General features: G+C 43.9%; 8 protein-coding genes and 2 tRNA genes. 8 read left to right on the top strand and 2 right to left on the bottom strand.

The annotated features are described in order from the left end of the window. Positions 1-388: 388 nt before the first annotated feature. The 8 genes from PBV53_RS01070 (at position 389) to PBV53_RS01105 (ending at position 7,868) form a co-directional block, all read left to right on the top strand. Positions 389-1,225, top strand: a complete 837-nt coding sequence (locus PBV53_RS01070) for a hypothetical protein (RefSeq protein WP_270095342.1) — start codon at positions 389-391, stop codon at positions 1,223-1,225. A gap of 190 nt (positions 1,226-1,415) precedes the next feature. Continuing rightward, positions 1,416-3,398: an excinuclease ABC subunit UvrB gene (gene uvrB / locus PBV53_RS01075; protein WP_270095756.1), complete on the top strand. Its 1,983-nt coding sequence runs from the start codon at positions 1,416-1,418 to the stop codon at positions 3,396-3,398. Between the two features lie 130 nt (positions 3,399-3,528). Beyond that, positions 3,529-3,600 (top strand) — tRNA-Gly (locus tag PBV53_RS01080). 126 nt (positions 3,601-3,726) lie between these two features. Next, complete coding sequence (locus PBV53_RS01085; protein ID WP_270095343.1) at positions 3,727-4,311, top strand: SOUL family heme-binding protein; 585 nt, start codon at positions 3,727-3,729, stop codon at positions 4,309-4,311. Beyond that, entirely contained in the window at positions 4,308-5,711 is a 1,404-nt protein-coding gene (locus tag PBV53_RS01090; RefSeq protein ID WP_270095344.1) for a cryptochrome/photolyase family protein, read from the top strand. The genes PBV53_RS01085 and PBV53_RS01090 overlap by 4 nt, the downstream gene beginning before the upstream one ends. 52 nt (positions 5,712-5,763) lie before the next feature. Continuing rightward, on the top strand, positions 5,764-6,195 hold the full coding sequence (locus PBV53_RS01095; RefSeq protein ID WP_270095345.1) for a MarR family winged helix-turn-helix transcriptional regulator: 432 nt from the start codon (positions 5,764-5,766) through the stop codon (positions 6,193-6,195). Continuing rightward, positions 6,192-7,556 carry an MATE family efflux transporter gene (locus PBV53_RS01100; RefSeq protein ID WP_270095346.1) on the top strand — a complete coding sequence of 455 codons (1,365 nt, stop codon included), beginning with the start codon at positions 6,192-6,194 and terminating at the stop codon, positions 7,554-7,556. The genes PBV53_RS01095 and PBV53_RS01100 overlap by 4 nt, the downstream gene beginning before the upstream one ends. Positions 7,557-7,780: 224 nt before the next feature. Next, positions 7,781-7,868 (top strand) — tRNA-Leu (locus tag PBV53_RS01105). A gap of 339 nt (positions 7,869-8,207) precedes the next feature. Here PBV53_RS01105 and PBV53_RS01110 read toward each other — a convergent pair. Together PBV53_RS01110 and PBV53_RS01115 are read right to left on the bottom strand one after the other, a co-directional pair. Continuing rightward, positions 8,208-10,994, bottom strand: a complete 2,787-nt coding sequence (locus tag PBV53_RS01110) for a DEAD/DEAH box helicase (protein ID WP_270095347.1) — start codon at positions 10,992-10,994, stop codon at positions 8,208-8,210. Continuing rightward, on the bottom strand, positions 10,975-11,475 hold the full coding sequence (locus tag PBV53_RS01115; RefSeq protein ID WP_270095348.1) for a hypothetical protein: 501 nt from the start codon (positions 11,473-11,475) through the stop codon (positions 10,975-10,977). The genes PBV53_RS01110 and PBV53_RS01115 overlap by 20 nt, the downstream gene beginning before the upstream one ends. Between the last annotated feature and the right edge of the window lie 15 nt (positions 11,476-11,490).

The following is an 11,490-nucleotide window of genomic DNA, read 5'->3' on the forward strand; positions in this document are numbered from 1 at the left end:
AATTATAATAATGTATCTCGAGTTTACAAGCGTTTTCTGCCTTTCAATCTTATTTGTTTCATATGCACAATTTTTTTTCTCTTTATTGAGGTTAAAAAAACGAGTTGTTTCAATTTTAATCTGTAATTATATGTTTTTTTCTAAAAATAATGCTTTAAAACCTTTTAATTCACTATAAAACACATGATAACACGAATTCAAGAGTACATTTATATATAATCACACACTATTATTATATTGCAGCATGTATCAATTGCATATAATCACCACAATGTGATTGAATCTGACTGCATTCGCACAAAAATTAAACCATAATCTGAGGGGATGAATGGTTTGTGAATCCACCGATCTGAGGGGATGGATGGATACGCTAGCAGGAGCGCATAAGATGAAGATTCGGATCGAAGTACTCGATGACGAAGGGAAAGAATCCACCAGCATTGAATTTGCTGGTGAGAATGTGAAACAACGAGTGATCAAGTTTATTGATACTTTAGATGAAACGCAAACTCACTCGACTGGATCTTCATCAGCCAATCTGCATTCCGGGCAGAATGCCCAACAACTTTTTTTGCAACAAAATCCACAACCTGTAGTGTTACAACCACAACAGGGTGGACAAGATCAATTTTATACAGTGTCTGTTATGCCGGTAACATCACCTGTACCACCGATGTATCCTGGCATGCAGGTTCCAGCAACACAGGTTCACTACCCACAGTACTACGTTCCTGTGAACCAGCAAAATGTGAATACATCTGTTAATCCTGTTGTGAATCAGTCCGTTAATTATATTCCACCACAACAACAGCAGCAACAGGCTATGTCACATCCTAATATGGTTATGCCAAATGTTGCTCAGCCCACTGTCACAGAAAAACAAGTTCTACAGGTTAACAACAAGATCGTTCCGAACGTATCACTCCATGACAGGATAATGGACACTTCTCTGACGATCAGCGAAAGACTCGAAATGTTCCTGAAATACGAGCATTCACGCGAATGGTCAACTTCACAAAAGATACAGGAGCACTACGAAAGTATCTACGGTGAGATCAAATTGAGCACAGTATCCACATATCTTTCCCGTATGTATCGAAAGAACCTTCTTGAACGCCGTGGAAACCGTACTCAGCGCGAATATCTCTACATTGGTGATCGTGTGGAAGCTGTAGGTAAGCCTATTGCACAAGGTTATTCTGCCTGGCAGACACAGAGGGTATGATCCTGATAAAGATCATCTGGTAATGTTTTATCTTCTGCTTTTTTGTTATCATTCTTATAATTCTACTGTTTATCAATCTGATAATTGTTGTTTTCTTGGGATGGTGTATTCACTTCCTGTTATTCTGTGAAACCTGCAACAGTGACACACGCATACGTTTATAGCTATTCACATACATACTCACAGAGTGATGAGTGGTTTTGATCTTGTATCTGACTATGAACCTAAAGGTGACCAACCGGAAGCTATCAGAAAGCTAACCGAAGGGCTGAACAAAGGTCTTAAACATCAGGTATTGTTGGGTGTTACAGGTTCCGGAAAGACCTTCACGGTTGCGAATGTGATACAGAATGTGCAGAAACCGACTCTTGTGATCGCACATAATAAAACACTTGCTGCACAGCTTTTCTCTGAGTTCCGTGAATTTTTTCCTAATAATGCAGTGGAATATTTTGTAAGTTATTATGATTACTACCAGCCGGAAGCTTATCTTCCCACCACAGATACGTACATAGAAAAAGATTCTTCTGTGAACGAAGAGATCGATCGTCTGCGTCTGTCAGCCACAAAATCTCTAATTGAACGCAAGGATGTTATCGTCGTCTCCAGTGTTTCAAGCATCTACAACATCGGTTCTCCTGATGAGTGGAGGCGAATGTCTGTTATTCTCCGCCCGGGTGATGAGGTGGGTAGAAGTGAGCTTTTTACCGCACTCATCAATATACACTATGAGCGTAACGACATTGAACCTGCCAAAGGTTCCTTCCGATCCAAAGGCGATACTATTGAGGTTTTTCCTGCACAGGATATCCATGGCGTTCGTATAGAACTATTTGGGGACGGGATCGATAGGATATCTTCCTTTGATCCCGTGACTGGAAAGACGATCGACGAGGTTAAAGAGGGCAACAGCATTGTCATATATCCTGCTAAACATTTCGTTATGCCGCAGGAAGAAATGGTCAAGGCACTTGGTTCAATTGAAAAGGAACTTGAGGAGCAGGTTGCGAAACTGGAGTCTGAGAACCGTATTCTTGAGGCACAGAGACTTATGCAGCGTGCAAAGTTCGATATGGAGATGATCCGCGAGCTTGGATATTGCAGCGGCATTGAAAATTATTCCCGTCACTTTGACGGACGCAAGCCAGGTGATCCTCCTTCATCCCTGCTCGAATTCTTCCCGGATGATTTTTTGCTTGTTATCGATGAGTCCCACGCGACCATTCCTCAGATCAGGGGAATGCATAATGGGGATCGTGCCAGAAAGGAGGCACTCATCAATTATGGTTTCCGTCTTCCTTCTGCTTACGATAATAGGCCGTTGACCTACAACGAGTTCCATCATAAGATAAACCAGGCCATCTATGTGTCAGCTACACCTGCGGATTATGAACTCGGGATCAGCAGTGCTGTCGTAGAGCAGATAATCAGGCCTACAGGTCTTGTTGACCCTGTAGTGTTCATTCGTCCGGTGGGGAATCAGATCGATGATCTTATCGGTGAAGTTAATAAGGTCACTGAGAAAGGTTATCGCACCCTTGTCACAACGCTTACCAAAAGAATGTCCGAGGACCTGACCGATTATCTGCTGGAAATGGGTATTAGGGTGCGTTATATGCATTCTGATATCGATACTCTCGAGAGGGCAGAGATCATCCGTGATCTGCGAAAGGGCGTGTTCGATGTTCTGGTGGGTATCAATCTTTTAAGGGAGGGGCTGGATATCCCTGAAGTGGCCTTTGTAGCTATCCTTGATGCTGATAAGGAAGGTTTCCTGCGTTCGGAAAGGGCACTTATACAGACAATGGGACGAGCTTCAAGGAATGCGGATGGATATGTGATCCTTTATGCTGACAAAGTTACTGGTTCCATGGAGGCTGCTCTGAAGGAATCGGACAGAAGGCGACAGATACAGCTTGTGTATAATGAAGAACATGGCATAGTTCCGCAGACCATCCATAAAGCTCTCCAAAGAGAGCTTGTTGAAACAGAATATGATGGGGTCGTATCTGAAGTTCTTGAGGTTGCAGAAGATCTTTCTGATATCGAGATCGCTGATATGGTCATTGAACTTGAAGCGGAGATGCACCTGGCTGCCAAAAATCTGGAATTTGAAAGGGCAGCGGCGTTGCGTGACAACATAAAGGAACTCCGTAGCACGTATTCTCTTTAATATCTGCTCTGTCACAGCGACACAAGGGCGATGTTTCATTACGTATTGCATTCAGTACAATACTTCTTTTCGGATGGTGGCTTTAGCCGAAAGGATTATATGCTAAAAATGCCAGTTAAGGATTGTAAGTGCGCTGATGGTCTAGTGGCTATGACTGGGGCCTTCCAAGCCCTAAACCCGGGTTCAAATCCCGGTTGGCGCATCATATTCTTTTCTCATCTCTAACTTTTCTCATCTCTAACTTTTCTAATAGTGTTCACTTTGTTTTTTATTAAAGGTGTGTTTTTCATGCAAAATATTTATTAAGTTCCCCCTAGCATATTTACCTATGAAGCAAATGGGGGCATTATTTGTGATAGCGGTACTGATCTTAGTTCTTGTTGCAATATGGTTCCTGGTGGGGGTCAAAGTTTCAATGAGTACTGAACAGCTTAATTATACGGTGATCGAAGAGCTTGGTGATGGTGTTGAGATAAGGCAGTATGACAGAAGTACATTCATATCTGCGGATGCAAAGGACTCGAACTCCGGGTTCAGGACACTGTCGGGTTATATCTTCGGCAAGAACAAAAATGATGTAAAGATAGCGATGACAGCTCCTGTGATATCCCAACAGGAGGAACATGTCCTGCATATGTCTTTCATCCTGCCGGAAGGATATGGTGTAGACAATGCTCCTCATCCTCTGGACGAAGCCATATCAATTCACAATGTTTCTCCCAGAAAGCTTGCGGTAATTAGATTTTCCGGATATGTGACCGATAATAAAATTGGATCTCGGAGGCTCATACTTGAAAAGAAACTTTCAGAGCACGGGCTGAGTACAAAAGGGGAATTTTTCCTTATGCGGTACAATCCGCCCTGGGTACCTCCCATGATCATGCGGAATGAAATTGCAGTTGAGGTAGAATGACATCCCGGTTCAAGAGATCCCTCTTTGTTTTCAGGAGGGACTTGCGGGTGGATGACAATACTGCTCTTCTGGCAGCTCTTGACATGTCCGATGAGGTCATTCCCTGCTTCATACTAGATCCGCGTCTATGCGATCCTGGAAGGAAGGCTTTCAACAGCAATGCCTTGCAGTTCCTGCTGGAGTCGCTTGATGATCTCAAAGGGCAGCTCAGAAAAGTGAATGGCAGGCTCTATCTCTTTTCAGGTCTTCCCGAGGAGGTAATTGGTCAGCTTCTGGGGATCCTGGATATTGATGCTGTTCTTGTGAACCATGATTATACTCCTTTCAGCATCAGAAGGGACATGCAAATAGCCAGCATATGTGCTGATAAAGGTGTGGACATGCTTCAATTCAATGACTGCCTGCTCCATGAGCCCGGGACCATACGCACGAAAAAAGGAACTCCGTACAAGGTCTTCACCCAGTTCTTCAGGGAGGCTTCGAAAAGGGATGTTGTTATTCCTTCAATGTTCAGTGGAGGCAGTTTCTTTACTGGGGACTGCGGAGTTGATGAGGTAGGTGAGGGTAGTTTTCTGAAAAGGCCATTACCTGAAAGGAATGAACAAATATTCGTGCATGGCGGGAGGGCCAATGCACTGGCTGTACTGGAGTCCCTTTCCCAGTTCGTGAACTATGATAAAGAAAGGAACCTGCCTTTCCTCAAGGGCACTACGGGTCTTTCTGCACACAATAAGCTTGGTACCATATCCATAAGGGAGTTCTACTATTCGGTACTTGATGAACTTGGTAGGGGTCATACACTTATCAATGAATTGTACTGGCGTGATTTCTTCACCCAAATATCCTTCGAATTTCCTGAGGTCTTCAAGCATGCGTTCAAAAGCAAGTTTGAGAATCTCATTTGGGGCAATGATCGCGTCCTTTTCGATGCATGGTGTTTGGGTAAAACAGGTTTTCCTATTGTGGATGCAGGCATGAGGGAACTGAACACAACAGGATATATGCACAACCGTGTGAGGATGATCGTAGCCTCCTTCCTTGTGAAGGATCTTCATATCGACTGGAAGTGGGGTGAGCGTTATTTTGCAAGCAAACTCGTGGACTATGATCCATGTGTGAACAATGGTAACTGGCAGTGGGCTGCTTCTACAGGAGCTGATTCACAGCCCTATTTCCGGATATTCAATCCCTGGCTACAGCAAAAGAAGTTCGATAAAGACTGTGAATATATCAAAAAATGGATACTTGAATTGGAAGAAATCGAGTCACAACGTATTCACAAACTGGAAAAGGGCGATATGGATATTCCGGGATATCCGGGACCAATCGTTGACCATAGCAAAGAAAGGGATGTTGCATTGTTCATGTTCAAGGCAGCAGGTCTGAGCACGGATGTCTGAAGTTAGATGATTTCCCGTGGGGCTTATATATTAGTTAGCCTAACTAACCATTATGCCCGTGCAACTTTCATTTGAAAAGGTCGATAAGTACTACCAGAAGATCCTGACAAAAAATGAAAAGCTTGAGAAATATGCTGATGTGAGTTATAGTTCCTTCTCTTATCTTGCGGTGGTCAGATCCCTCGTCAATCCCACAATATCGGAGCTTGCATCTGCAATGGATGTGAAGAAACCTTCTGCAAGTACCATGGTGAAGAAACTTGTTGATATGGGTCTGCTGGAGGTCGAACGCTCGATCAGCGATAAACGTGTCTGCAATTTAACTCTCTCTGCAGAAGGTAATGAAGTGATCGAACTGGGTCGGTCTGCTGATGATCTGTTCTTTGGGAAGGTCGAGGAGGTCCTTGACGACAATGAGTTCGAGACATTTGCGGGTTTGTGGGAAAAGATAACTTCCAATCTTGAAGTTGATGGTGGGAAATGAGCGAAGACGAATTAGCAGTTGAAAGTATAGGGAAATTATTCAGAAAATTCGCCCTTCCTGCGGTCGTGGGATTCATCATCGGTGGTGTACAGATAACCATTGATGGATATTTCATCGGCAATGGCGTCGGCACTCTTGGGCTCACATCGGTGACACTTGTATATCCTTTGCTCATTGGTATGATCGCAACAGCCATGCTTATAGGCACGGGTGGTGCTTCCCTCGTGGCCATTGAGCTTGGGAAGGGCAATCGCAAGCGTGCCCATCGGATCGCTTCTGACCTGCTGCCTTTGATGTTTGTGGTGGGTACATTCTTTGCTATCCTGGGGCTGTTCTTCACTGAACCGTTGCTCAGGATGGTGGGTGCTACAGGCACTGTTTTCGTTATGGGCAGCGACTATCTTCGTATAATGTTCATAGGTTCGATCTGTCTCATTGCAGGAATAGGGCTTGATCCTCTTGTGCGTAATGACGGTCGCCCTTCATTTGCCATGAAGATGATGGTTGTGGGCGCTGTGACGAACATCGTGCTTGATTATCTTTTCGTCATGCGCTGGGGTATGGGGATGCAGGGTGCGGCCATTGCTACGGTTATCGCTTTTGCAGTTTCCATGATCGCATTCGTATCCTATTTCTTCAGCAGGCATGCACAGTTGAGGCTTTACCTTTCCGACATCAGCCCTGACCTTGAGATCATTGCAGGCATATTGAAGACCGGTTTTCCGGCATTCGTCATGCAGGCGTCCCTTGGAGTGCTTGTGCTGAGCTATAATTATATGCTCCTGAAATACGGTTCTGAGATTGCGGTCTCCTCTTATGGTGTCATCGAGTATTCGTTCGCCATCTTCTACATGGTCTTCGAGGGCATCTCAGCTGGTGTGCAGCCGATAATCGGATTCAACCACGGCGCAAAACTTTACGACAGGGTTTACAGTGCTACCAAAATGGCCATACTATCCTGTTTTTTAGTAGGCCTTTCAGGATTCACTCTGCTATACACGTTCCCGGAAACGATCATCCAGCTTTTCAATCGCAATGATCCCGAGTTGCTGGTAACAGCGGTCGAAGGTATGAGGATATTCATATTCGGTATCATCGTTGAAGGTGTCATCATATCCGTGGCTGTGTATTACCAGTCAGTGAACAAGATAAAACCGTCATTGTTCATCCATTTCGGCAAGATCTTCATCTTCATCCTTCCCTTGCTGTTCATACTGCCGAGATACTACGGTCTTACGGGTGTCTGGATGGCCGCCCCTGTGGGGATATATCTGATGTTAATAGTTGTAGCGTTCATGTTCATTAAGGAAGTAAAAATTCTCAAACACCCTCCGGCAGAGGCCAACGAACAAATTTTGTAATGCTGCGATACAGTCATGCTGCGATATGCCTTGTCGCATCATTGCATAAGATTAAATATGAAAAATGAGTTTAGATATTGTTCCTTTTTGCGGGGGTTGCCCAGCCTGGCCAAAGGCGCAGGGCTTAGGACCATATTCAAAGGGCTTCGCAATATTTCAGAGAAACTCGCAAAATAGAAGGCGCAACATTAATATGCAAAAAACATTTAATTATATATCTCAGTGCGAGGGTTGCCCAGCCAGGTCAAAGGCGATGGGCTTAGGACCCATTTTCGTAGGAATTCGTGTGTTCGAATCACACCTCTCGCACCATTCACATTTATTCTTAAAACATTGATGTTTGCATCTTTTAGTTTTGGCTCCTTAACTGCATTTATATCATCCACCTAGGACTAATAAATAATTTCTATTGGTCCTAATCACTGATTGTGTTAAAATTTTCTGAAGATAGCTGGGTTCGATATCGAATATTAGGTATGATTTTGGTATGATATCATTTTGCGTTCAATGTTGTTTAATATTTGCATTGAAAATGAAGAGCCCGCATACGTAGATGAAGACTGGTAGTTTACTATTGAATAATATTGGTTTTCATTGAAGTAGTCTGTACTTTTTATGACATGAATATATTATTTTTCCGATTTATATCCTTCAATTGTCTATTCCAAATACTGCCAGAAGGGGAGCCGAATATGATATCTCCTCATTGATGATTCCTGAATAAAGCAATTCCCGGTGTAGAAGCTCTTGGATCCTCTGCCGTTGCCGAGTTGCAGTACTCTTCCAAAAATCAATATCTTTTGAATTTGAATGCCTTATGCCAATTAATTCCTCGCCAAGCTGTTCAAGCCATGGTGCACGATCTCCATCAGTAGTCATACCGATTCGAACAATGTGGTGTGCAGTCTGGCCATCCTTTGTTTGAGTATTTACTTTCCAGACAGTCAACAAGCCTCCTTCTGTAATTCCTTTGAGTCTACCAAACACCGCACGATTTGTTTCATCCAATTCAATGTAGCTTTGCATCACTTTCCGGATTTCCGGATGTTCCAGACCGACAAGTTCCAGATTTTCATCACTTAGTGCACGTTCACGGTCGGAAGTGAACTGAATGGGGTGCTGTCCATCTTCGATCAATGTCCACATGACTTCATCCTTTTTCATAAAATCTTTTTCGGCAAGTCTTGCAGCTCGTGAAACAAAAGATATCAGACGTTGCATGCCGCGTCCATCGTCATCAAATTTCTGGTAGTCGCCCAGATTGAATCGATCCAAAACTTGGAAAAGTTCAAACACAACCTCCCTAGCCAAGTTGGCATTATTCATTGCCACTTCAAGTTCTTGGCGAGTTCTTTTTAATGTGGGATCGGCTAAAGCATCCTGGTAAAGCCGATCGTAACTTAAGCAATTGCTTAGCTGTCCAAGTACCTGAGCTCGGAGGTCTTCTGTGACCTGGCCCTTTTCATCCACTTTACCAAGTGCATAGGCAATGTCGTTAAGTTTCTCTTCAAGCAGAAGGAATATCTTGCCTTCGATAGTGTCTGCTGAAATGAGGTTATAAACCTGTGCTGTGGACAATTGTCCATAACGATGAATACGACCGATTCTCTGTTCAAGGTCCATGGGATTCCATGGCAGGTCATAGTTGAACAGAACCCGGGCAAATTGCAGGTTGATACCTTCACGACCAGCGGCTGTAGAAACAAGTACATGTGAGCCACCTTTTTGGCGAAAGCGTTTTTGTGCAGCAGTCTTTGCTCCGTGGTCACCGCCTTTTAGCACGTCCACACCTTTGTCAGGAAAAGCTTCATTAAGATTGCTCTTGATTGTTTCTACAGTACCTAAGTAGGTAGCAAAAATCACTACTTTTTCATCAGGATTCTGAGCCCAAATTTGTTTAAGGGCATTTATGAGAACCGCAGTCTTTGTTTCTATGCCTTCTGGGCATTTTGTCATCAGTTCTCTTATACGTTGCCGTTCTTCCGGTACACCCAAAGCAACTAACATGGCGGCAGATTCTTCGCTACTGGCTGCTAATTCAGTATCTGAATAATTATCGGTGCTCTTCAAGAATGCTTTCGCTTCTTTGCTCTTTTTGAGAAGATTTACCTTCGTATCGGCAAGAATTTGATCAACCTGAGCATTTCCTACAGAATCGAATGGTAGATTGTATATCTCATGAATAAGTTGCCGAGCCTCTTGCAAAACTTTATTTCTACCATCCACATCAAGCAATCCGTCACGTTCGATGGCTTCCTGTACTGTTATCATAAGGAGCCGACGCCATAAAGTAGATCGGATAGCTGCAAAACTGCTGGCTGCAATCTTTTGAAATATGGTCATCACAAAGCCAAGTCCTCGTCCTTTATTTCCTTGTTGAGCTGCCAGATTGTACCCGTCACGTAAATACTCAAGCAGTGCGTTGTAAAACTCCATTTCCTCTTCTGAGAGATTGAATCCTTCTGTATGGACCATTCGGCGGGCAAAAAGAGAACTACCATCCTGAGCACAGGCATCGGCTTTTGTCCGGCGGATTACCACTGCATTAAGACGGTGGCGGTTATTGACCATGTCCTGCTCGCTTTCAAAAAGTTCAGGTCTAAGCAGGCGAATCAACATCCAGAATCGGAAATGATCACCCTGATGCGGAGTCGCAGAAAGTAAAAGCAAATCCCGGCAGTGGTCACGCAGGGCTTCAGCCAGCTTGAAGTTTTCCGTTTTTTTAACGCGATTACCGTTTTGATAAACGCTCAAATGATGTGCTTCATCGAACACCACCAAATCCCAGGGTGGAGCTTCAAGTATTTTTTTGATTCTGGTAGGACGCTTCAGAGTATCAACTGAGGCGATTAGAAGATTATGTTTCGCAAAGGCATTCGATTTGCGGTCTGTTACGTCACCTTCTGATCCGAACACCTCAAAATCAAGATTGAAAACATCATTCAATTCTCTTCTCCAATTTTCAACGAGTCCCGCTGGTACAACCATCATAGCTCGTTGTAATTCACCTCTTGATGCCATTTCCCGCAGTATGAGGGCTGCTTCAATCGTTTTGCCTAGGCCCACTTCATCAGCAATGAGAAACCGTTTGGGACGTGTATTGGCCATTCGATGAACGAGTGTCACCTGATGTGGTAACAAGTCAACTTTAGCCGAAGTGAGTGTAGCAGCGCTCTCCATGAGCGGAATCTCTTCAGCCTCCAAAGCCAGCCAGAGATGTTCCAGGCGCTCAGATGAGGCTGAAGAGAATCCATCAATTATTCGGTTGAAGCGGTCTGTGGATAAAGATAGTGTTTCAGCTGAAACTTGGCGTTCTCCTAATGCAAGAAAAAATACTGTGATGTAGCCGGTTGGCTCAATGCCAATGACAACGCCTTCACCAAGTTCGGAGTGCAGAACTTTCAGCCCAAGTTGAATCTCATGAGATGCGAGCGACATAGTACCCAACTGTTATCTCTTTTCCGTTTTCAGCATCGTCACGTGTTATACGCTTCATATTCATTGTAGCGCTACCATCCCAAAGTCCTTCAGACAGACGAATTGTTTTTTTGTCGCGCCGATGAAAATGCACTTCTTCATCAAGAGACACTTCCGAAAAAGCCTTTTTATGGGACGAAAAGCCGAATACAATACCACAATCAGTCCAGCTATTTTGTATCTGAATAAGAAGTGGACGGATGCGCCTGCTCAAAAACTCGTCCGCCTCAATCTGCGACATTGTTTCTATGACTGTCTCCAGACCGGAGATTAGAATTGTCTTTTTTGGTATCGGTGGTTCTGAGGGGATAGCATTTTTCCAGCTAAGAACCTCGCGAAGGGAAATCATGGAATCCTCTGCAATGAATTTAGCCATACTCTGCGGATCAAAAACCACACAAGAACCTTTGCGTTGCCAGACTGTGGAAGATATGTTATCCATTTTGACCACCTACTA

It is taken from the genome of Methanococcoides alaskense, assembly GCF_027594145.1.
Lineage (GTDB): Archaea > Halobacteriota > Methanosarcinia > Methanosarcinales > Methanosarcinaceae > Methanococcoides > Methanococcoides alaskense.

What these genes read in the sequence shown, in the direction of transcription:
- PBV53_RS01115 (WP_270095348.1), bottom strand. Translation starts at nt 11,475, where the DNA reads ATGGATAACATATCTTCCACAGTCTGGCAACGCAAAGGTTCTTGTGTG.
- PBV53_RS01100 (WP_270095346.1), top strand. Translation starts at nt 6,192, where the DNA reads ATGAGCGAAGACGAATTAGCAGTTGAAAGTATAGGGAAATTATTCAGA.
- PBV53_RS01090 (WP_270095344.1), top strand. Translation starts at nt 4,308, where the DNA reads ATGACATCCCGGTTCAAGAGATCCCTCTTTGTTTTCAGGAGGGACTTG.
- PBV53_RS01110 (WP_270095347.1), bottom strand. Translation starts at nt 10,994, where the DNA reads ATGTCGCTCGCATCTCATGAGATTCAACTTGGGCTGAAAGTTCTGCAC.
- uvrB (WP_270095756.1), top strand. Translation starts at nt 1,416, where the DNA reads ATGAGTGGTTTTGATCTTGTATCTGACTATGAACCTAAAGGTGACCAA.
- PBV53_RS01095 (WP_270095345.1), top strand. Translation starts at nt 5,764, where the DNA reads ATGCCCGTGCAACTTTCATTTGAAAAGGTCGATAAGTACTACCAGAAG.
- PBV53_RS01085 (WP_270095343.1), top strand. Translation starts at nt 3,727, where the DNA reads ATGAAGCAAATGGGGGCATTATTTGTGATAGCGGTACTGATCTTAGTT.
- PBV53_RS01070 (WP_270095342.1), top strand. Translation starts at nt 389, where the DNA reads ATGAAGATTCGGATCGAAGTACTCGATGACGAAGGGAAAGAATCCACC.